Source organism: Kitasatospora sp. NPDC034023, assembly GCF_055575795.1.
The window spans coordinates 107,229-128,078 of record NZ_JBVIRY010000019.1 but is presented as its reverse complement, the minus strand read 5'-3'; the positions used below and the strand labels follow the sequence as shown (position 1 = coordinate 128,078).

At 74.6% G+C, this 20,850-nt stretch carries 16 protein-coding genes; 11 read left to right on the top strand and 5 right to left on the bottom strand.

Features of this window, described 5'->3' with window-relative positions; translation table 11 throughout:
- Window positions 1–60 precede the first annotated feature (60 nt).
- The 3 genes from ACZ52R_RS24815 to ACZ52R_RS24805 form a co-directional block, all read right to left on the bottom strand.
- Window positions 61–3,375 (bottom strand): error-prone DNA polymerase, encoded by a 3,315-nt coding sequence (locus ACZ52R_RS24815; protein ID WP_465754160.1) that lies wholly within the window; start codon window positions 3,373–3,375, stop codon window positions 61–63.
- Window positions 3,376–3,466: 91 nt separating this feature from the next.
- Window positions 3,467–5,215 (bottom strand): DNA polymerase Y family protein, encoded by a 1,749-nt coding sequence (locus ACZ52R_RS24810; RefSeq protein WP_465754159.1) that lies wholly within the window; start codon window positions 5,213–5,215, stop codon window positions 3,467–3,469.
- A gap of 1 nt (window position 5,216) precedes the next feature.
- Window positions 5,217–5,984, bottom strand: a complete 768-nt coding sequence (locus tag ACZ52R_RS24805; RefSeq protein ID WP_465754158.1) for a hypothetical protein — start codon at window positions 5,982–5,984, stop codon at window positions 5,217–5,219.
- 269 nt (window positions 5,985–6,253) lie between these two features.
- On the opposite strand from ACZ52R_RS24805, the gene ACZ52R_RS24800 reads away from it, so the two are divergent.
- From ACZ52R_RS24800 to ACZ52R_RS24765, 8 genes are all read left to right on the top strand, one after another.
- Window positions 6,254–6,991, top strand: a complete 738-nt coding sequence (locus tag ACZ52R_RS24800) for an ArsR/SmtB family transcription factor (protein ID WP_465754157.1) — start codon at window positions 6,254–6,256, stop codon at window positions 6,989–6,991.
- Window positions 6,988–7,725, top strand: coding sequence for an SRPBCC family protein (locus tag ACZ52R_RS24795; protein ID WP_465754156.1), 738 nt, complete (start codon window positions 6,988–6,990; stop codon window positions 7,723–7,725). Before ACZ52R_RS24800 ends, ACZ52R_RS24795 begins: the two co-directional genes overlap by 4 nt.
- A gap of 104 nt (window positions 7,726–7,829) precedes the next feature.
- Window positions 7,830–8,402, top strand: a complete 573-nt coding sequence (locus ACZ52R_RS24790) for a dihydrofolate reductase family protein (RefSeq protein ID WP_360508005.1) — start codon at window positions 7,830–7,832, stop codon at window positions 8,400–8,402.
- Window positions 8,403–8,524: 122 nt separating this feature from the next.
- Complete coding sequence (locus tag ACZ52R_RS24785; RefSeq protein WP_360508003.1) at window positions 8,525–9,115, top strand: DinB family protein; 591 nt, start codon at window positions 8,525–8,527, stop codon at window positions 9,113–9,115.
- A gap of 85 nt (window positions 9,116–9,200) precedes the next feature.
- Window positions 9,201–10,151 carry a hypothetical protein gene (locus ACZ52R_RS24780; protein ID WP_465754155.1) on the top strand — a complete coding sequence of 317 codons (951 nt, stop codon included), beginning with the start codon at window positions 9,201–9,203 and terminating at the stop codon, window positions 10,149–10,151.
- Between the two features lie 153 nt (window positions 10,152–10,304).
- Window positions 10,305–11,426: an SUKH-4 family immunity protein gene (locus ACZ52R_RS24775; RefSeq protein WP_465754154.1), complete on the top strand. Its 1,122-nt coding sequence runs from the start codon at window positions 10,305–10,307 to the stop codon at window positions 11,424–11,426.
- A gap of 138 nt (window positions 11,427–11,564) precedes the next feature.
- Window positions 11,565–12,569: a DUF2332 domain-containing protein gene (locus tag ACZ52R_RS24770; protein WP_465754153.1), complete on the top strand. Its 1,005-nt coding sequence runs from the start codon at window positions 11,565–11,567 to the stop codon at window positions 12,567–12,569.
- Between the two features lie 145 nt (window positions 12,570–12,714).
- A complete protein-coding gene (locus tag ACZ52R_RS24765; protein WP_465663813.1) occupies window positions 12,715–13,473 on the top strand; it encodes a MerR family transcriptional regulator in 759 nt (252 codons plus the stop codon).
- 111 nt (window positions 13,474–13,584) lie between these two features.
- On the opposite strand, the gene ACZ52R_RS24760 is transcribed toward ACZ52R_RS24765, so the two are convergent.
- Both ACZ52R_RS24760 and ACZ52R_RS24755 read right to left on the bottom strand, forming a co-directional pair.
- Complete coding sequence (locus ACZ52R_RS24760) at window positions 13,585–15,978, bottom strand: FtsX-like permease family protein (protein ID WP_465618685.1); 2,394 nt, start codon at window positions 15,976–15,978, stop codon at window positions 13,585–13,587.
- A gap of 49 nt (window positions 15,979–16,027) precedes the next feature.
- Window positions 16,028–16,741 (bottom strand): ABC transporter ATP-binding protein, encoded by a 714-nt coding sequence (locus tag ACZ52R_RS24755; protein ID WP_465754152.1) that lies wholly within the window; start codon window positions 16,739–16,741, stop codon window positions 16,028–16,030.
- A 279-nt stretch (window positions 16,742–17,020) separates the two neighbouring features.
- Here ACZ52R_RS24755 and ACZ52R_RS24750 point away from each other — a divergent pair, with 279 nt between their 5' ends.
- The 3 genes from ACZ52R_RS24750 (at window position 17,021) to ACZ52R_RS24740 (ending at window position 20,482) form a co-directional block, all read left to right on the top strand.
- Window positions 17,021–18,472: a sensor histidine kinase gene (locus tag ACZ52R_RS24750; RefSeq protein ID WP_465754151.1), complete on the top strand. Its 1,452-nt coding sequence runs from the start codon at window positions 17,021–17,023 to the stop codon at window positions 18,470–18,472.
- Window positions 18,424–19,071, top strand: coding sequence for a response regulator transcription factor (locus tag ACZ52R_RS24745; protein ID WP_360509357.1), 648 nt, complete (start codon window positions 18,424–18,426; stop codon window positions 19,069–19,071). Before ACZ52R_RS24750 ends, ACZ52R_RS24745 begins: the two co-directional genes overlap by 49 nt.
- A gap of 367 nt (window positions 19,072–19,438) precedes the next feature.
- The gene (locus tag ACZ52R_RS24740) at window positions 19,439–20,482 is read left to right on the top strand and encodes an isopenicillin N synthase family dioxygenase (protein ID WP_360509355.1); all 1,044 of its coding nucleotides are present in this window, start codon (window positions 19,439–19,441) and stop codon (window positions 20,480–20,482) included.
- Window positions 20,483–20,850: the final 368 nt, after the last annotated feature.

The window sequence follows — 20,850 nt, the reverse complement described above, 5'->3', positions numbered from 1 at the left end:
GTGAACCGATCCGTTCGGTGAACCGATCCGTTCGGTGAACCGATCCGTTCGGTGGGCCGATCAGAGGCCGATCCGCAGCGGGGTGAGCCGGGTGGCGATCAGGTTGGTGGCACCCCGGTCGCGCTCGATGTGGCCGTGGACCAGCAGTCCGGCCCGGTCCAGGGCGGTGCGGCGCTGGGACTCCCAGACCGGGCGGTTGCAGATCACGTTGATCAGGCCGGTCTCGTCCTCCAGGCTGAGGAAGAGCACCCCGCCGGCCGTCGGCGGCCGCTGCCGGTGGGTGACCAGGCCGCCGATCACCACCGCCGTCCCCGGTGGCACGTCCGGGAGCTGGGCGGCCGACAGCGCTCCGCCGCGTTCCAGCTGGGTGCGCAGGTGCTGGAGCGGGTGGCTGGTGGCGGAGGTTCCGGTGGCCCACAGGTCGGCGATGGTCTCCTCGACCGGGCTCATGCCGGGCAGGTCCGGCGCCTCGGTGCCGGGCGTGGTGCCGGGGATCAGTTCGGCCGAGATCCCGGCGAACGCCCCTGCGGTCCACAGCGCCTGACGTCTCGTCAGACCGAAGCAGTCGAAGGCGCCCGCCGTCGCCAGTGCCTCCAGGACGGGCGCGGGCAGGCCGGTGCGGCGGGCGAAGTCCTCCAGGTCGGCGTACGGCTGTCCGGCCACGATCGTCTCGGCCTGCGGGGTGCCGATGCCTCGGACGGTCTCCAGGCCGAGCCGGATGGCCGGCTGCGGGCGGCCGGCGGTCAGCGGCGGCTTCGGGGTCGGCCCCCGGTACGGCTCCAGGGTGGGGCGCGCCCCGCTGGCGTTGACGTCCACCCCGCGCACCCGCACGCCGTGCCGCCGGACGTCCGCGACCAGGCTGAGCGGCGAGTAGAAGCCCATCGGCTGGTTGGCCAGCAGGGCGCAGGTGAAGGCCGCGGGGAAGTGGTACTTGAGCCAGGCGCTGGCGTACACCAGGTAGGCGAAGCTGATCGCGTGGCTCTCCGGGAAGCCGTAGTTGGAGAAGGCCTCGATCTTGCCGTAGACGTCCTCGGCGACCTCCGGCGGGATGCCGCGCTCGGCCATCCCGCCCAGCAGCCGCTCGCGCAGCCGGGCGACCCGCTCGTGCGAGCGCTTGGCGCCCATCGCCTGCCGCAGCCGGTCGGCCTCGGCGGGGCTGAACCCGGCGCAGTCGATGGCGAGTTGCATCATCTGCTCCTGGAACAGCGGCACCCCGAGGGTCTTGCCGAGCGCGTTCTCCATCAGCGGGTGCGGGCAGCCGGGCGGCTCCGCCCCGGCGCGGCGGCGCAGGTACGGGTGGACGGATCCGCCCTGGATCGGGCCGGGGCGGATCAGTGCGACCTCGACCACCAGGTCGTAGAAGTGGTCCGGCTTGAGCCGGGGCAGGGTCGCCATCTGCGCGCGGGACTCGACCTGGAACACGCCGACGGTGTCGGCCCGGCGCAGCATCGCGTACACGCCCTTGTCGTCGTCCGGGATGGTGGCCAGGTCGTGGCGCAGGCCGTGGTGTTCCGCGACCAGGTCACAGGCGTCGTGCAGTGCGGCGAGCATGCCGAGGCCGAGCAGGTCGATCTTCACCAATCCGGCACCGGCGGTGGACTCCTTGTCCCACTGCAGGACGGAGCGCCCGGGCATCCGGGCCCACTCGGTCGGGCAGATCTCGCCGATCGGCTCCTTGGTGAGCACCATGCCGCCCGAGTGGATGCCCAAGTGGCGCGGCAGGCCGTGGAGTTGGGTGGCGAGCGAGAGCACGTCGGCGGGGATGACGGCGTCCGCGCCGGGGGCGGAGCGGAAGTCGGTCTGCCGACTGAACGCGTCCACCTGCCCCTGCGGGTAGCCGAGCACCCGGGCGGCGTCGCGGATCGCCAGCCGGGGCCGGTAGGTGATCACATTGGCGACCTGCGCGGCGTGCTCGCGCCCGTAACGGCCGTAGACGTACTGGATGACCTCCTCGCGGCGGCGGTTCTCGATGTCCAGGTCGATGTCGGGCGGCCCGTCCCGGGCGGTGGAGAGGAAGCGTTCGAACAGCAGCTTGTAGTGGATCGGGTCGACGGCGGTGATCCCGAGGGCGTAGCAGACCGCGGAGTTGGCGGCCGAGCCGCGGCCCTGGCACCAGATCTCCCGGCTCCGGCAGAAGTCCACGATGTCGTGCACGATCAGGAAGTAGCCGGCCAGGTCGAGGTCCTCGATCACGTCCAGCTCCTTGGCGAGCTGGCGGCGGGCGGCGGCGTTGCCGGGGCCGAAGCGGGCCGGGCCGCCGGACGCGACCAGGGCGCGCAGGTGGCCGATCTCGGTCCCGCCCTCGGGGACGGGGAAGCCCGGCAGCTCCGGGTCCAGTGCGGCGAAGTCGAAGGCGCAGGCCCGGCCGAGTTCGACGGTGGCCCGCTGCACGCCCGGGAAGCGGGCCAGCCGACCGGCCATCTCGCGGCCCGAGCGCAGGTGCGCGGTGCCGGCCGCCCGGGTCCAGCCCACCGCGTCCTGCAGGGTCCGGCGCTCGTGCAGCGCGGCGAGGCTCTGCGCGAGGCGGCCCTGGGCGGGGCCGGCGTGGTGGGCGTTGGTGGAGGCGACGGCGGTCAGCCCGTGCCCGGCGGCGAGCGCGGCGAGGGCGTCGTTGCGCCGGTCGTCGCCGGGCAGCCACTGGTCGATCAGTTCGACGTACACGTTCTCGCGGCCGAACGCCTCGGTGAGGGTGCGCAGTCGCTGCTCGGCCGCGCCCGGATCGGCGCCGCGCTTCCCGGCGAGGGCGGCGGGGACCCGGCCGAGGCGGCAGCCGGTGAGCACCGCCCAGTGGCCGCCGTGCGCCTGGGCCAGCGCCGCGAGGTCGTACACCGGGCGGCCCTTCGCGCCGCCGGCCAGCTGGGCGGCGGCGATCGCGGCGGAGAGGCGGCGGTAGCCGGCCGGGTCGCGGGCGAGGACCAGCAGGTGCTCGGTCTCCAGGTGCTCGCGCTCCGGGTGCTCGCGCTCCGGGTGTCCGGTCGCCCCCGGGGAGTGTCCGGCCGCTTCGTGGCGGAGGGTCAGCTCGGCGCCGAACACGGTGGCCACACCGGTGCCCCGGGCCGCCTCGGCGAGCCGGACGGCGCCGTACAGGCCGTCGTGATCGGTGATCGCGAGGGTCTCCACACCCAGCCGGGCCGCCTCGGCGACCAGGTCCTCCGGGTCGCTGGCGCCGTCCAGGAAGCTGAAGGCGGAGTGGACGTGCAGCTCGGCCCAGGGTTCGGCGGAGCTCTTCGGAGCGGCCGGGGGGTCCTCCGGACCGGGGCGGCGCAGCGGGATGACCGTACGGTCCGGCGCCGCGGGCGTACGGTCCGGCGCCGCGCCGGTCAGTCGGCGGTGCAGCTCGCTCCAGGGGAGGGTGGGGTGGCTGGTGAAGCCCATCGGGGGTCGCCTTCGTCGTTCTCGTGCTCGTCCTGCTCCCCCCTGCTCCGGGTTCCGGCTTTCGGGCTCCGGCTTTCGGGCCCCGGGGCCGCTAGTCGTAGCCGGCCTCCAGGTACCACGCACCCCCCTCCACGGTGAGCAGCAACGCCCGGCCGCCGCCCACCACGACCTGGAACCGCGCCCGGCGGCGGGCGAGCGCCTGGTCCCACCAGTACTCGACCGCCGGCCAGGGCCCGGTCCAGCCGTCCACCGGCTCCTCCCGCCCCCGGACCACGACCAGGGCCGGCCGGGCCGACACCCCCGCCCGGCCGTCCACCGTGACCGGCAGCCCGGCCTCATCCAGCACCCGCACCGGCGTGGGCTCCCGCAGCACCACAGCCGGCCACACCTCCGGCAGCCGCCCCGGCCAGGGCGCGTCGGCCGGCACCGCCGCCCCGTACGGCTCGCCCCACGGCACCTTGACCGCCTGCTCCCCCGGCCCGCGCCCCCCGGCCGGTTCGATCCGGCGCAACCCGGCGTGCCCGAGCACCGCCTGCACCCGGGCGACCGCACGCTCCACCCGGTCGTCGGCGACGGCCTGGCCCCACAGCGCCAACTGGCGGCCCTGGTCCGGGGAGAGGCCGTCGGGCGCCAGGCGAAGCAGGACGAAACCGGTGTCGGGGCCCTCGTCGGCGGCCGCGAAGACGCCCGCACCCTGCCAGGCCTGCAGCTGCCAGCGGACCCGCTCGGCCAGCGCCGTCGCCGACAGCCGGCCCTCGTGGCGCCACAGCCGGGAGGCCGTCCGGCCGTCCGCGCAGGCCACCTCGACGGCCACCCGGCGGCAGGTCAGCCCGGCCCCGGCCAGCCGCCGGTGCAACGCCTCGGCCAGCGTGCGGGCGACGAACACCAGCGGCTCGGCCAGTGGCTCCGGCGGGTCGAAGCGCTGCTCGACGGCGAGGTCCGGCTCCTGGTCGCGCGGCACCAGCGGGCGCGGTTGCAACCCGCGGGCCAGCCGGTGCGCGGCCGTCCCGGACGGGCCAAAACGGTCCGCGACCGCCTCGGGCGGCAGCGCGGCGAACGCCCCGACGGTGGGCAGGCCGAGCCGCCCGAGCAGCTCGGCCGGCGCCTCGTCGCCCAGCGCGCTCACCGGGTACGGGGAGAGGAACTCCGCCGTCCGGCCCGCCGGGACCAGCACCCCGGCACGGGCGGCCAGCACGGCGGCGAACAGGCCGTCGGCGACACCGACCTGGGCGTGGGGGGTGTTCGGCGGCGCTGCGTCAGGGGTCTCGGGGGTCGCCGGGGTCTTGGGGGTCGCCGGGGTCTTGGGGGTCGCCGGGGTCTTGGGGGCCCGGGGGGTCACCGCGCCCGGGACGGCGTCCGGGACGGGCGGCCGCCCGAGAGCGTCCGCCACCGCCGTACGGACCTTGGCGGCCAGCGCCTCCTCGCCGCCGAAGTAGCGGCCCGGACCCTTCACCGGGATCGCGCACAGACCGGGACGGATCACCTCCACCCGGGGTGTGAACGCCTCCACCGCCGCGACCACCGGCTCGAAGCGGCGGGTCTCCGCCTCCGGGTCGCGATCGCGCAGCTCCAGCTCCGGGCAGAGCCGCTGGGCCAGCTTGAGCCGCTGCCCCTGCCGCACCCCGGCCGCCCGGGCGCCCGCCGAGCAGGCGAGGATCCGCCCGCCCTCGGTCACCGCCACCGGGTCGTCGCCGGTGACGGCCGCCACCGGCCAGTCCGGGCACCAGACCACGAGCACCCGGGGGGTTCGGTCCTCGGCGGTCCCGGACAGCTCGCTCCCGGGCACCTCGCCCCTGGACACCTCGTTCCCGGGCACCTCGGACCACTCGTTCCCGGGCATCTCAGACCACCGCCGCGACGTGTGGTGCCGCCGGTTCCGTCACGGGCTGCAGCTGCAGCTGCGGCTGCTCCTGGGCCGGACGCTCTTGGAACGAGCTTTCCTGGAATGGGCGTTCCTGGAATGGACGTTCCAGGAGCGGCCGTTCCTGAAGCGGGCGCACCGCGCCGTGCTCGTCCGGCAGCCAGAGCCGGGCGGTCCGGCCGCGCACCGCCGAGCCGCGGCCCTCGGCCACCACCTCGACCTGCCGGCCGACGAGCTGCCCGTAGCCGTCGCCCAGTCCGAACCAGCGCCCGGACCGCACTCCCAGCCGCAGCGCCGCGCCCGGCCACGGTCCGGCCACCAGCAGCACACAGCCGCTGCGCCGCAGTACCGCCGCCAGCCGGGCGGCCAGCTTCGGCGGCACCGGCCCGTCCGGACGCAGCATGACCAGTTCGACCGCGCCGGCCAGCACCGACACCACCTCGGCCCAGTGCGGCCCCGGGTCGTCCGCGACCAGCAGTCGGCGCAGGTCCAGCCCGTATCCCTCGGCGGCGGCCAGCCCGAGGTCCGGCAGCCCGACCGCCGCCGCCCAGCCGCCCTCGGTCTCCCGTACCCCGGCGGCGAGCGCCAGCAGCAGCCCGGTGTCCCCGCCCGCCACCGACACCGCGGTGCCGCGTCGCAGCCCGCCGTCCGGCAGGACCTCCCGTAGCGCGGGTGGCACTGGCAGCAGGCCCCGGGCCTGCGCCTGTCCGTCGCCCGGCTCCCCCGGCACGGCAGCCGGGAGCGCCACCGGCCGGAGCACGGGTCGTGCGGGCTGCTCGGCGGTAGATTCGAAAACAGATTCGAAAACGGGCACAACCCCAGGATCGAACATCCGTTCGTAAAGATTCAAGTCCGACCCGGTAGCCCCTCCCGTCACTCTCCGTGCCAGGTCGCGGCAGGCGCGGCCGACGGGCGGGCGGAGGCGTGGGGCCGGACGGGCGATATCACTCGGCCGACCGGGCTACCGACAAGTCTTTTTTCCTTGACAAATTTTTTTGTCGGACGGATCCTGGAGGGGTGCTGGACGTCGCTGTGATCGAAGACCCCGCCGCGGCCGAGGCGTCCCTGGACCCGATCCGGGCCCGGATCCTCGCCGCCCTGGCCGAACCCGGCTCGGCCGCCATGCTGGCCGGCCGCCTGGCCCTGCCCCGACAGAAGGTCAACTACCACCTGAAGGAACTGGAGCGGCACGGACTCGTCGAACTCGCCGAGGAGCGCCGCAAGGGCAACGTCACCGAACGGGTGTACCGCGCCACCGCGGCCTCCTACGTGATCTCCCCCGGCGTCCTGGCCGCCGTCAGCCCGGACCCCGACCGCTCCCCCGACCAGCTCTCCGCCCGCTGGCTGCTGGCCCTGGGCTCCCGGCTGGTGCAGGAGGTCGGAAGCCTGCTGACCGGCGCCGCCCGGGCCCGGCGGCGGGTCGCCACCTTCGGCATCGACGCCCAGGTGCGGTTCGCCTCCGCGGCCGACCGGACCGCCTTCGCCGAGGACCTGGCCCAGGCCGTGGCGACCCTCGTCAGCCGCTACCACGACGAGTCCGCCCCCGGAGGCCGCAGCCACCGGGTGATCGTCGGACTCCACCAGATCCCCGCGGCCGCGCAGGCGGCGCCGCCCGCCACCGCGCCGGAGCCGGCCGGGACCCCGGCAGAAACGACCGGGACCGCCGGGACCGCCGGGACCGCCGGGACCGCCGGGACCGCCGGGACCGCCGCAGAAACGACCGGGGCCGCCCCGGAACAGGAGGACCCACGATGACCCACCCGTTCGAGATCGAGCTGGAGACCGCCCTGCCGGCGAGCCCGGAGCAGGTCTGGGAGGCGATCGCCACCGGGCCGGGGATCGACTCCTGGTTCATGGGCCGCAACGAGCTGGACCCGCGCGAAGGCGGCACCGCCACCATGGAGACCGGAGGCCACCGCGAAGAGGCGGTGATCACCGCCTACGAACCCGGCAAGCGCCTGGCCACCCGCACGGCCACCGCCGAGGACGGCCGCTTCATGGCCTTCGAGTACCTGATCGAGGGCCGGGACGGCGGCTCCACCGTGCTCCGCGTCGTCCACAGCGGCCTGCTCGGCGACGACTGGCAGGACGAGTACGACGCGCTGCGCCGCGGCTGGCCCTTCCACCTCCACACGCTCCGCGAGTACCTCGCCCACTTCCCGGGACGCACCGCCGTCCCGGTCTTCGCCGCGGCACCGTCCGCCGGACGGCCGGAGCCGGAGGTCCGGACGGTCCTCGCCGGCGCCCTGTCACTGCCCCTCCCGGTCGCCGTGGGCGCACGGGCCCACGCCGAACCGGCCGGCCTGCCGCCACTGGACGGCGAGGTGGTCTGGTCGGACGACGAGCGCTTCGAGGTCCGCACCGCCGACGGGCTCTACGCCTTCCACCACGGCTCCGGCCTGGTGCTGATGTTCCACCACCTCTTCGGCCCGGCGCCGGAGGAGGCCGAAGCCGCCTGGCAGCGGTGGCTGACCGGGCTCCTCGCCTGAAGGCCCGAGCCTGAGCGCCCTTGCTGGCCCGGACACCTGAGTGCCACGCCTGAGCGCCCGAACCACCCGAACAGACACGAGAACGAGGAACAGAGGAACCACCGATGCGCACCCTGATCAGCACCGCCTTCATCTCGCTCGACGGCGTCGTCGACTCCCCCGGCGGCGAGCCCGGCTACCGGAACTCCGGATGGACCTTCAAGGACATCGAGTTCGTCCCCGAGGCCTTCGAGATCAAGGGCCGGGAGCAGGAGGAGGCCGGCGCGATGCTGCTGGGCCGGGTCAGCTACCAGGCGTTCAGCCCGGTGTGGCCGGACATGGCGGAATTCGCCCGCTACAAGGCCCTGCCCAAGTACGTCGTCTCCACCACCCTCACCAACGACGACCTGGTGTCGAACTGGGGCGAGACCAGCATCCTGCGCTCGCTCGACGAGGTCGCCGCCCTGAAGGAGACCGAGGGCGGCCCGATCATCGTCCACGGCAGCGCCGCCCTGAACCGGGCCCTCTCGGACGCCGGCCTGATCGACCGCTACCACCTGATCGTCTTCCCCCTGCTGCTCGGCGCGGGCAAGCGCCTGTTCAGCACCACGGACAAGGACGCCCAGAAGCTGAAGCTGGTCGAGCACGAGGTCTACAGCAACGGCCTGCAGAAGCAGGTCTTCGACGTGGTGCGCTGACTTCCGCCCCCGCAGGGATGATTGACGGTACGTCAATTCTTCCTGTGGGGGCACCTGTCGAACACCTCGGACCGGCACCGGAAATCGATGGACAGGCCTCCGGCGATCAACAGACTGGTCCCATGACTGTGACGGACGACAAGACCGACCTCCGGATCTACCTCCAGGACGCCCGCGACGCGCTGCTCTGGAAGCTCGACGGCCTCTCCGAATACGACCTGCGCCGCCCGCTCTCCCCCACCGGGACCAACCTGCTGGGCCTGGTCAAGCACCTCACCGGAGCCGAGGCGATGTACTTCGGCGACACCTTCGGGCGCCCCTTCCCCGAGCCGACCCCGCTGTGGTTCACCGGCGACACCGAGCCGAACGCCGACCTGTGGGCGCGGCCGGACGAGACCACCCAGGAGATCGTCGGGCGCTACCGGCGGGTCTGGGCGCACTCGGACGCCACCATCGAGGCCCTGCCGCTGGAGGCGACCGGCCGACTCCCGTTCGGCGACCGCCCCGAGCAGACCCTGCACCGGGTCCTCGTCCACATGATCGCCGAATGCCACCGCCACGTCGGCCACGCCGACCTGGTCCGCGAGCTCGTGGACGGCGCCATCGGCCAGCGCCCCGACGGCATCAACACCGCCGAGGGCGACGCGGACTGGTGGCAGGCCCACCACGACCGGGTGGAGCAGGGGGCCCGCAAGGCCGGCGGGCTCGCCTGACCCACTCGCCCGCCCTCCGGCTCGTCCGGGGAGCGCCTCGTCCCGGCGCCCTGCCACGCCCGGTGATCGCCGTAGGGTGTCGGGCATGACCGGTGCGGAACAGGGTGTGCAGATGACCGTCCGATGCGGGGCCTGCGGGGGCACCGCCATCCGCAGCGTCGGGCAGTTCCTGATGCACGGGCGGGAGTTGTGGTGGGACGCCGACAGCTCCTGCCCGCACTGCGGCACCACCCTCTGCGAGTACTGGGGCCCGGCGACGGTACCGGAGGACGTCCGCGAGGCACTGCTGACCACCCACGGGCCGGCCCGGCTCCGACTCGCCGGATCGCTCACCGACCCGCTGGCGGCCCTGCGGACGCTCCGCGAGGGCTCGGCGTCCTCCCTGCAGCGGACCCGTGAACTCCTCGCCGAACTCAGGGACTTCGGGCTCCACGGGACAGCCGTCGAGATGGCGTACTGGAAGGTACGGCTGACCGAGCGGGGCATCGCCGCGGAGGTCGCGGACGGCTTCGGCCGGGCGTACCGGTACGTCGGGCCGCCGGAACTGCGGTCGGCCGCCGGGCCCGGCGGCCGACCGGTCCGGACGGCGGACGAGTTCACCGCCTGGGTGGACGGACGGACGGCGGAGGAACTGGCGGAGCCGTTCACCTTCGTGGTCGACCTGGGCGGCGCGCTGCTGCTCGCCCCGCGCCGCAGCGAGCACGTGGCCTGCGCGGGCGGGCGGTTGGTGCTGAGCGCCGGAGAGATCGGGTTCCGGCGGTCGGGCGGGGGCTGGGAAGTCGAGACGATCAGCAACCACTCCACCGGCTACTGCCCCGACACCACCTCCTGGCCCGCCGTGACCGCCGCCCTCACCCGCGTCGGCCTGCCGCACCCGGGTGCCTTCACGTACGCGGCGGTCTTCCGCCGCTGCCCCCGGTGCACCGCGTGCAACCTCGTCCGCGAGGAGCACTACGCCTGCGCCTTCTGCGACGCGGACCTGCCCGCGCACTGGAACGTGGACCCGGCGGCAGGAACGCAGGCGGCAGCGGCGTAGGGGCCGGAGGTGCGGGAGCCGACGGTTCAGGAGCTGGAGGTGTAGCAGCCGGACCGGGGGTGTGCCCCGAAACCCGCGCGGCGATGTCGGGCCGGGCCGCTAGGGTCTGGGGGTCAGGGCCGGGGAAGGGTGGGGTTCGTGGGGTGTGAGCAAGTGGCGGGTTTGCCGGACGGTGTGGTGCACGCGGAGAGCCGGGAGTTCCTGGCGCGGGAGGGGCTGCCGACCGCGGGGGCGTTCCTGGAGTTCGGGGTGCTGCGGCCGTTCCCGGCGGACGCGGAGCGGCTGTTCGTCCTCGGCGAGACGGACTACTGCACCCCCTTCGCCGCCGTCGGCAACCTGGTGCTGCTGGACGGGGCGACCGGTGAGGTGTTCCTGGACAACGGCGGCCCCCGTCGGGATCCGCTGGCCTCCGACCTGACCACGCTGGCCGGCCTGATACGGGAGGTCGAGGCGGTCGCCGAGGCCGCCCGGCGGCCGGAGGCCCTGGACGGGCGGCGCGGCCCGGCCGTGGTGGCCGAGGTCATGGCGCAGGCCGAACGGCGGATGCGGGAGGTCGATCCGGGCCTGTTCGCGAGCGACTCCACGCCACCGGCGCACTGGGGCACCGCGCTGCTGGTGCGCGCGCTGGGCTGGGGCGCGCTGCCGGGCGGTCCGGGCGGGCCCGCGTACGAGGTCGGACCGGAGCTGGTGGCGGAGCTCGCCGCGCTGACGGACGAGGACGACGGCCCCGGCCAGGTGCACCGCTTCCGGCCCGAGTACCTGCCCGCCGCCCTGGTGCACGAGCCGACCCGGCGGCTGCTGACCGAAGTCGGGCTGCCGCTGGGCGGGGCGATGTTCGGGGTGTGCGAGGAACCGCTGGTCACCATGGGCGAGGCGTACCCGGAGTACTTCGACGGCGAGGAGGACCGCCCGTACCAGCGGGACTTCATCGCCCTCGGGGACTGGCCGACGGACCTCACGATCGCCCTGGACGGCGCCACCGGCCGACTCGAACTGCCCGACTGGTACGACGACGGCCAGCCCGAGGCCTACCTGAACCGCGACCTGTCCGCCCTGCTCTACGCCCTCTGGACGTACGAGCGGCTGCGCGCCGAGTGGGAGCGCTGGGACTACGGCCGGGGCCACGACACCTGGGCGGTGTTCGACCCGCAGTCACTGCTGAGCACGGTGGTGGACCGGCTGGTGGAGGCCGTCGACCCGGAAGCCTTCGCCTCGCCGGGCTGCTCCTGGCGGCTGCTCGCCGAGGACGGGCACATGGGCGGCATGCTGGGGTGACAGCGCGCGGGGTGCCGGCGCTGTCCACCGCTGGGGCAGCGTGCCGGCCGCGGGAAACGCGGCCGGGAGGGGCGCCGGAGGGCGCGGTGGGCGGGCGTAGGCAGTGCCGATTCGATCACTCGAAAGGGTGCAAGAGAGATGCACAGCGATACGGGGGACCTCTACCGCGCGTTCGCGGAGCGAGAGGCTCGCGGCAACTCCGCGATCTACCAGGACCTGGCCGAGCACCTCGCCGAGGACGGGCAGTTGTGCGCGATGCTGGACGGGCTGCCGGCCGTGAAGCGACAGCCGAACCTGCTGTTCGGTGCCGTCCGGCACCTGGGCGGGCCGGTGTCGGAGGGCTGGCCGGCCTTCCGCGACTGGGTGACGGCCCTCTGGGACGAGGTGTCGGCCACCATGCTGGAGCGCCTGACCCAGACCAACGAGTCGGGCCGCTGCGCCACCCTGCTGCCGCTGCTGGCGACCCTGCCGCAGCCGCTCGCGCTGATCGAGGTGGGCGCCTCGGCCGGGCTCTGCCTGTACCCGGACCGGTACCGCTACCGCTACCTGCCCGCGGACGGGGTGGGCGCCCCGCCGGCCGAGTTCGGCGACGCGGCGAGCCCGGTGACGCTGGACTGCGCGGTGAGCGGGCCGGTGCCGCTCCCCGCGTTCCTGCCGGAGCGGCTGCCCGAGGTGGTGTGGCGGGCCGGGGTCGACCTCAACCCGCTGGATGTCCGGGCCGAGGAGGACATGCGCTGGCTGGAGTCGCTGGTCTGGCCGGAGCAGACCCACCGGCTGGACCGACTGCGCGGCGCCGTCCGGGTCGCCCGGGCCGAGCCGCCGCTGCTGGTGCGCGGCGATCTCAACGCGACGGTACGGGAATTGGTGGAGCGGGTGCCGACGGGGGCGACGCCGGTGGTGTTCCACAGCGCCGTGCTCGCGTACCTGCCGCCGGAGGCGCGGGAGGAGTTCGCGGTGACCATGCGCGAGCTGCCCGGGCACTGGATCTCCAACGAGGCGGTCTCCGTGGTGCCGACCGTCTCCCGGCGCCTGCCCCGACCGGCCCCGGCCGGATCCGGGCTGTTCGCGCTCGCCCTGGACGAGCGGCCGGTGGCCTTCACCGGGCCGCACGGACAGTCCCTGGACTGGTTCGGCGAGGCGTAGCCGGCCGGGCTGGGACGGGGTCGCGGGCAGCCCCGGAAGTCCGGGCTTGAAGCTGCCGCAGCGGCAGCTTCTACCGTCGTACCGGGGCCGGAGGAACCGGCCCCGGTACGACGAACGTGGGGACCCGGAAGCGAGGGAGGCGGCCATGGCCTGGCCGATTGCGGAGGTCGCCCGGATGTCCGGGGTGACCGCCCGGACGCTGCGGCACTACGACGAGATCGGACTGCTTCCCCCGGCCCGGATCGGCACCAACGGCCACCGCTACTACGAGGAGCGGCAGTTGCTGCAACTGCAGCAGATCCTCGTACTGCGGGCGCTGGGCGTGGGGCTGACCGAGATCGCCCGGATCCTGGGCGAGCAGGTGGACGAGTTGCACGCCCTGCGGGGCCACCACCGGCAGCTGGTCGCCGAACGCGACCGGCTGGACGCCCTGGCCGCCACCGTTTCCCGCACGATCGCCGACCTGGAACGCTCCCGGAAGGACGGCACACTCATGACCATCAACCGCCCCGAGAACCTGTTCGAGGGCATCCAGCCCGCCGATGTCGACGCCGGCCTGCGCGACTTCCCCGAGCACGCCGAGGCGGCCCGGCGTGCGACCGCCGCGATGAGCCCGGACGAGATCGCGGCCGGGCAGCGCGAGCGGACCGCGCGCATGGTCCGGCTGGCCGAGCTGGTGGCGTCCGGCCACCCGGCCGGCGCCGAGCCCGTGCAGAGCATGATCGACGAGGAGTACCGGCTGCTCGGCACGATCCGGTCGGTCTCGGTGGAGGAGTACCGCGCGATGGCGCGTTCCTGCACCGAGAACGAGCAGTGGCGCGCCGCGTACGAGGCCATCGCCCCGGGCCTGGCCGCGTACCAGCGGGCCGCCATGGAGGCGTACGCGGCGGCGCGGCTCTCCTGAGCGCGGTTGTCCTGAGCGCGGTTGTCCCTGGGCGCGGTTGCCTCTGGGCGGGCCGCTCCTGCGGGGGACCAGCCCCGCGGGAGCGGCCGCCTCAGGAACGGCCCGCCGCCGTCACTCCGTCCGCAGCGCCGTGACCGTCCGGGTCCGGGCCGCCCAGGTGGCGGGGAGGGCGGCGCCGAGCAGGGCCAGCACCAGGCCGCCGAGTATCAGCGGCCCCACCACCGACGGGTCGAAGACGCCGAGGTCCGCGTCGGGCACGCCGATCCCGGCGGCGCGGGCCATCGCGGGCATCACCTGGTGGTGCACCGCGATCCCGATCGGCACCCCGATCAGCCCGGCCACCAGCCCGCTGCCGCAGACCGAGGTGAGCACCATGCCGACGGTCTGCCGGGGCGACATTCCGAGCGCTCTGAGCACCCCGAGGTCGTGCACCCGCTCCCGGGTGTCCAGCAGCACCGTGTTGAGCACCCCGAGCCCCGCGACCACCGAGAGCAGCAGCGTGAGCGTCCCGGCCAGGGTGTTCATCGCCAGCACCACGACGTTGATGTGCTGCTCGCCGGGCTCGGCGCTCAGTCCCATCGGCTGGACCGCACTGTCGAGCGCGTCGGCGTACGCCTTCGCGTCGGTGCCGGGGGTGAGGTCGATGTGGAAGGAGATCGCCTCGGCGGCGACGGCGCCGCCGAGCGGGGCCAGTGCGGCCCGGTCCAGGAAGACGAAGTCGTTGGTGGCCAGGACCTCGCCGGTGATCTTCGCCGGGGTGGTGCGCCCGTGGTCGGTGAGGGTCACGGTGTCGCCGACCTTCGCCTGGTTGGCGCGCAGGTAGGCCGATCCGACCACGATCTCGCCGGGGCCGTCGAACCAGCGGCCGGAGACCAGCTGGTAGCCGCTCCACGAGACGTCGCCGGTGAACGCGACCATCTCGGAGCGCCCGGTGTTCCCGGCCACGGACACCGGCGTCGGGACGCTGCTGTACCAGGCCCGGGTGCCCGGGCGGGCGCCGATCGCCCGGGCCACGGCCGCCTCGTCCACGCCGTCGGCGGACTTCGCGGTGCCCTCCATCGGGGTCTGGACCACGACCTTGCCGGCGCGCCCGGCCTCCAGGCCGTCCTGGAGGAGGCCGAGCGAGAGCGTCAGGCCGACGCAGAGGGTGACCCCGGCCGTGCCGAGCACCACCGCGGCCCCCGTGGTCGCGGACCGGGCCGGTCGGTTGAGCGGGCTCGCCAGTCCGAGGCTCAGCGAGCGCGGCACCGGAAGTCGGCCGATCCCGTTCCGAACCCTCGTCAGGAGGCCTGCCGACGCGGCCCGGCCCCGGTCGCCCTGGGCGGCGGCGCGTTTGGCGCCCGGCGCCGTCCGGCCGACCGTGAGCGCCTCCACCGTGCGCAGTCGTCCGGCCCGCAGCGCCGGCACCAGGGCGGTGCCCGTCACGGCGGCCAGGGCCGCCGCCGGGACGGCGAGGTCCACCCAGAGCGGGATGCCGAGCAGGCCGCCGCGCAGGGCCTTATGGGCAATGCCGAGGACCGGTACGGAGAGCAGGTTGCCGCCGAGCACGCCGAGCGCCGTGCCGATCCCGGCGGGGATCAGGGCCTGCCCGACGTAGGCGCGCGCGACCTGGGCCGGCGTGAAGCCCAGGGACTTGAGGATGCCGATCCGCCGGGTCGCGGCGGTGACGGCGCCGCTGACCACCACGCCGATGATCAGCACCGACATGGCGAGGCCGAGCACCCCGAAGGCCGTGACGAACGGGACGAAGGTCGAGGCCGTCCGGTTGGCCTCCTCCTGGGCGGGCCGGTAGGAGGTCGCCTTGGTGAGCGCGCCGGCCGGCACCGCGGCGGCGAGCGCGGCGTGGTCGGCCTCCACCTCGGCGTCGGTGTCGGCGTGGGCGAAGCGGTAGAGGTACTGGGCGGCGGGGGTGGTGCCGGGCGCGGTCAGCCCGGCGACCTGCTCGGGGGCGACCCAGCCGTCCGCGCTCCAGGAGACGGAGGCGGCGAGCCCGACCACCTTGAGCGTCGGGTGCCCGGGCAGGTCCGGGAACTGCATGCTGTCACCAACGGTCAGCGGGGAGTGGCCGTCCAGGAACACCACTTCGCCCGGGCCCGCGACCCAGCGGCCCATGGTGATCCGCAGGCCGTCCATCGGGCCGTCCTGGGCCCGGCCGACCAGGGTCATCGGCGGGAGCAGGCTGCCGGGCGGCGGAAGCTCGGTGTCCTCCCCCGAGCGCGGCTGGACGGTGACCGCCGGGTACGGGCCGGCCGTGGCCGTCGCACCGGCCGCGTGGGCGGCCGCGGCGAGCTGGGCGGGGCTCGCCTTGGCCGAGTCGTACAGCGCATTGAGGTGCGCGCCGTGCTGGGCGGTGAAGGACCGCTGGTACGGGCCCTGGGCGGCGACCAGCAGCCCGACCGCGAGGATGCACGCCGTCACGGACATCATCGTGGTGAGCACCATGACCAGGGTCTGCACCCGCTTGCGGCCCACCCCCGCCCGGACCACCTTGCCGAGCGCACTCATGCGTCCACCCCGCTCCGCCGCTCGTTCAGCCGCTCGTTCAGCCGCTCGCTCACAGCGCGCTCCCGGGGGCCGGTACCGCCGTGGTGTCCCGCACCAGCCGGCCGTCGAGCAGTTCGATCGTCCGGTCCGCGCAGGAGTCGGCGAGCGCGGTGTCATGGGTGACCAGCAGGATCGTCTGGCCCTCCGCGTTGAGCCCGCGCAGCAGGTCGCGGACGTCGGCGGCCGAGGCGGTGTCCAGCGCGCCGGTGGGCTCGTCGGCCAGCAGCAGCGGCGGACGGTTCATCAGCGCCCGGGCCACCGCGACCCGCTGGCGCTCGCCGCCGGAGAGCCGGCCCGGGAAGGCCTTGGCGTGCCGAGCCACCCCCAGCCGCTCCAGCAGCTCATCGGCCCGGGCGCGGGCCTGGTCGCGCCGCATCCCGGCGAGCTGGGCCGGGAGCAGCACGTTGTCCTCGACGTTCAGGTCGTCCAGCAGGTTGAAGAACTGGAACACCATGCCGATCCGCCGGCGCCGGTACTCGGCCAGCGCGGCCTCGCCGAGTTCGTGGACGGCCACGCCGTCGACCTCCACCGCGCCCTCGCTCGGGCGGTCGAGGCCGGCGATCAGGTTCAGCAGGGTGGACTTGCCGCTGCCGGAGCGACCGAGCACGGCCAGCGCCTCGCCGGCCCGTACCTCCAGGTCGAGGCCGGCCAGGGCGGGGCGGGCGGCGTCGGATCGGTCGTACGTCTTGCTGACGCCGCGGATCCGGATGATCGGCGCGTTCACGGGCCCTCCACGGTTCGGGGTCCGGCACCGGGGAGACCTGGGGCCGGCTGACGGGACATGACGCTACGAATCGCGGCCGGGGTGCGGACAGCCGTCTGGACGGCCTCTCCCAGGTGTATTCAGATACACCCCGAACTGGGTGTTCAGGCCTAGAGCACCGACCGCCCCGGCCAGGCAGACTGAGCCACCGACAGATCGGAACCGGGGTCCGCGAGGGCTCCGGAGCCGAGTGCTTCGAGGCCTCCGGACGGGGGCTCCGGGACGGCGAGGGGGCGCGTCATGACGACGGAAATGCACACGGGAGTGGTGGACCGGGTAAGCCGGGCCTGCGTGGACGGCGTGCGCGCCTGGTACGTGGTGACGCTCGCCGTGACGGGCCTGGTCTCGCTGCTGGCCGGTCCGCTCCTGCTGGCCGCCGCGCTGTTCGGCCCCGACGAGGCCGGGAGGTTCGGGCCGGGCGGCCCGTTCATCCTGACGGTGCCGCTGGGGCCGGTCGCCCTCTGGGCGCTGTGCTGGGCCACCGGGGGCGGCGGCCGGGCGGTCGGGGCCGCCCTGTTCGCCCCGGGCGCGCTCGCGGTGATGGCGACGCACCTCTACGGCGGCGCCGCGCCCGGTGGCCGGTCCGTCTCCCTCTGGCTGGCGCCCTCACTGCTGGTGCTCGCACTGTTCGGCGCGCGCTGGATCGCGACGGAGACCAGGCGGGTGGTCGGGAAGTGGAGCGGGCGGCCCGTCCCGGTGCCGTACCGCCGCCCGCCCGGCACCGCCGGCCCCTGGCAGCGGCTGCGGGCCGGCGGCTGGCTGACCGACCCGGCGGTCTGGCGGGACCTCGCCTGGGCGCTGCTCACCGGCTGCGCGGTGCTGCTCACCGCCGTGATCGTCCTGGTGGCCCCGCTCGCCCTGGAGGTCTTCGGCCGGAACGGGCCGTTCTTCCCGCTGGGCATCGTCTACGGGATGGGCCTGTGGGTTGCACCGGCGGCCGCCCTGTGGGCCTCCCCGCCGGTCCTGCGGGTCCACGAGCGGGCCGCCCGGGCCCTGCTGGGCCCCTCCCGGCGGGCCGAACTCACCCGCCAGGTCAGCCACCTGGCGCGGACCAGGGCGGACACCATCGACGCCGGGGCCGCCGAGCTGCGCCGGATCGAGCGGGACCTGCACGACGGGGCGCAGGCCCGGCTGGTGGCCCTGGGCATGCTGCTGACCGTGGCCGAGCAGCTGAAGGACGACCCGGACGCCCTCGGCCCGCTGCTGGCCGAGGCCCGGACGTCCTCGGTGAAGGCGCTGAGCGAGCTGAGGGACCTGGTCCGCGGCATCCACCCCCCGGTGCTCGCCGACCGCGGACTGGCCGACGCGGTGCAGGCGACGGCGCTGGACCTGCCGCTGCCGGTCACCTTCACCGGCGCCCTGCCGGGGCGGACGCCCGCCCCGGTGGAGTCGGCCGCCTACTTCGCGGTCACCGAACTGCTCGCCAACGTGGTGAAACACGCGGGCGCCTCGCACGTATGGATCGAGATAGGGCACAGTGACGGGCTGCTGCGGATATCGGTCACCGACGACGGGCACGGCGGCGCCGACCCGTCCCGGGGCACCGGCCTCAGCGGAACCGAACGCCGACTGGCCGCCTTCGACGGGGTGCTCGCGATCAGCAGCCCCTCCGGTGGTCCGACCATCGTGAACCTGGAGATCCCGTGCGCGTTGTCATCGCCGAAGACCTCTTCCTCCTCCGGGACGGCCTGACCCGGCTGCTGGAGGCCAACGGCATGAAGGTCACCGCGGCGGTCGAGAACGGCGACCAGTTGCTCGCCGCGGTGGCCGCCGACCGGCCCGACATCGCCGTGGTCGACGTCCGGCTGCCGCCGAGCTTCACCGACGAGGGGCTGCGGGCCGCGCTGGCCGCCCGCCAGGCCCACCAGGGCCTGCCCGTCCTGGTGCTGTCGCAGTTCGTGGAGCAGCTGTACGCGCGCGAGCTGCTGGCCGGCAGCACCGGCGGGATCGGCTACCTGCTCAAGGACCGGGTGATGGACGGCGACCAGTTCATCGACGCCGTCCGACGGGTCGCCCAGGGCGGTACCGCGATGGATCCGGAGGTGATCACCCGGCTGCTCACCCACAACTCCTCGGCCGGCCCGGTCTCCACCCTCTCCCCGCGCGAGCGGCAGGTGCTGGCACTGATGGCGGAGGGCCGCTCCAACGCGGCCATCGCCCAGCAGTTGGTGATCACCGAACGGGCGGTCGCCAAGCACACCGCGTCGATCTTCGTCCGGCTCGACCTGCAGCCCTCCGACGACGACAACCGCCGGGTGCTGGCCGTCCTGGCGTACCTCAACAATTCCTGAAAGGGGACGCAACACCACCTGCAAGGGGACGCCGATCGCAGCACGCCGCGATCGAGCAAACCTCATTTGACAGATCACCGACAAGTGATGGGCGGCCCTCCGCCGCAGGGGGCTCGCCCACCGCCGAACCGGTCATCTAGGCTGGTGCCGTGCTCATCCTTGTTCGCCGCCGCCACGTGGACCTGCTCCGCGTGACCAGCATGTCCTGTCGACGCTCCGGCTGAACCTCGCTCCAACCACCTCAACGGCGGCCCCACCCGGCCGCCCCCGCCTCCCGGCTCCCGAGCACCCGCCGCACCAGGCACTGCTCCGGCGCCCCCGGTCGACCACCGGGCCCGGCCGGGACGAGACCCAGCGGATGTCACACATGACGCAGCAGCACACCCCCATATCCGAAACCGGATCCGGCTCCACCCTCGCGGACGCCCTCCCGGTGATCGACCTCTCGCTCGCCGACGGCAGCCCGCAGGACCGCCGCCGCCTGCATGACGAGCTCCGCGCCGCGGCCACCGGCGTCGGCTTCTTCCAGCTCGTCGGCCACGGCGTCACCCCGCAGGAGACGGCCGCGCTCACCCAGGCCATGCGCGCCTTCTTCGCCCTCCCCGAAGCCGACCGGCTCGCCGTGAGCAACCTCAACTCCCCGCACTACCGGGGCTACACCCGCACCGGCGACGAGCGCACCGGCGGCAGCCAGGACTGGCGCGACCAGCTCGACATCGGCGCCGAGCTGCCCCCGCACGTCCCCGGCACCGGCGAGCCCCCGTACTGGTGGCTGGAGGGCCCCAACCAGTGGCCCGAGGCGCTCCCCGAACTGCGCACCGCCGCACTCGGCTGGATCGACCACCTCGGCGGGGTCGCCCGCCGGCTGCTGCACGAACTCCTCACCTCGATCGGCGCCAGCCCCGACTTCTACGACGAAGCCTTCGCGGGCCACCCCCACCTGCGCCTCAAGCTGGTCCGCTACCCCGGCACCGCCCCGGACGGCGCCGGCCAGGGCGTCGGCGCCCACAAGGACTACGGCTTCATCACCCTGCTGCTCCAGGACACCGTCGGCGGCCTCCAGGTCGAACGCCAGGACGGCACCTTCCTGAACATCCCGCCGCTCGACGGCGCCTTCGTCGTCAACCTCGGCGAGCTGCTGGAAGTGGCCACGGACGGCTACCTCAAGGCCACCAACCACCGCGTGGTCAGCCCGCCCGGAGCCCGCGAGCGCTTCTCCGTCCCGTTCTTCTACAACCCGCGCCTCGACGCCCACATCGCGCCGCTGGACTTCCCGCTCGCCCACCACGCCCCCGGCGCCACCGAGGACCCGGACAACCCCCTCTTCGCCGATTTCGGCCTCAACGAGTGGAAGGGCTACACCCGGGCCCACCCCGAAGTCACCCGCCGCCACCACGCCGCCCTCGCCTGACCCGGGCGGCGCCGGCGAGAACCGGGGAGACCCAGAGAGACCCTGGGAGACCCGGTTCGGCCCCAACGAGTGGGCGGGCTACACCCGGGCGCACCCCGAGCCCACCCGTCGGCACCCGACTCCCCTTGACCCACCCCGGCGGCGCCCCCGGGTGGGTCAGGCGACGCCCTGACGCGACGGGCCGGGGCGTCGACGTACCCGGCCCCGCGGTGGAGGATCCTCCTCCCCGCCCTTCGCGCCTGCTCAACCTGCCGATGTTCGGCCCGGCGAGCAGCCCTGACCGCTGCCACGACACCGGCCCGGGGACGCGCATTCCGCGGACATCCCGCCGGCGGCCGGCCGGCATCCGGCCGCCCTCGGCACCCGGT

Coding starts and splice junctions, on each gene's coding strand:
- ACZ52R_RS24770 (WP_465754153.1), top strand. CDS start 11,565: ATGCACAGCGATACGGGGGACCTCTACCGCGCGTTCGCGGAGCGAGAG.
- ACZ52R_RS24790 (WP_360508005.1), top strand. CDS start 7,830: ATGCGCACCCTGATCAGCACCGCCTTCATCTCGCTCGACGGCGTCGTC.
- ACZ52R_RS24740 (WP_360509355.1), top strand. CDS start 19,439: ATGACGCAGCAGCACACCCCCATATCCGAAACCGGATCCGGCTCCACC.
- ACZ52R_RS24760 (WP_465618685.1), bottom strand. CDS start 15,978: ATGAGTGCGCTCGGCAAGGTGGTCCGGGCGGGGGTGGGCCGCAAGCGG.
- ACZ52R_RS24780 (WP_465754155.1), top strand. CDS start 9,201: ATGACCGGTGCGGAACAGGGTGTGCAGATGACCGTCCGATGCGGGGCC.
- ACZ52R_RS24750 (WP_465754151.1), top strand. CDS start 17,021: ATGACGACGGAAATGCACACGGGAGTGGTGGACCGGGTAAGCCGGGCC.
- ACZ52R_RS24765 (WP_465663813.1), top strand. CDS start 12,715: ATGGCCTGGCCGATTGCGGAGGTCGCCCGGATGTCCGGGGTGACCGCC.
- ACZ52R_RS24815 (WP_465754160.1), bottom strand. CDS start 3,375: ATGGGCTTCACCAGCCACCCCACCCTCCCCTGGAGCGAGCTGCACCGC.
- ACZ52R_RS24795 (WP_465754156.1), top strand. CDS start 6,988: ATGACCCACCCGTTCGAGATCGAGCTGGAGACCGCCCTGCCGGCGAGC.
- ACZ52R_RS24785 (WP_360508003.1), top strand. CDS start 8,525: ATGACTGTGACGGACGACAAGACCGACCTCCGGATCTACCTCCAGGAC.
- ACZ52R_RS24810 (WP_465754159.1), bottom strand. CDS start 5,215: ATGCCCGGGAACGAGTGGTCCGAGGTGCCCGGGAACGAGGTGTCCAGG.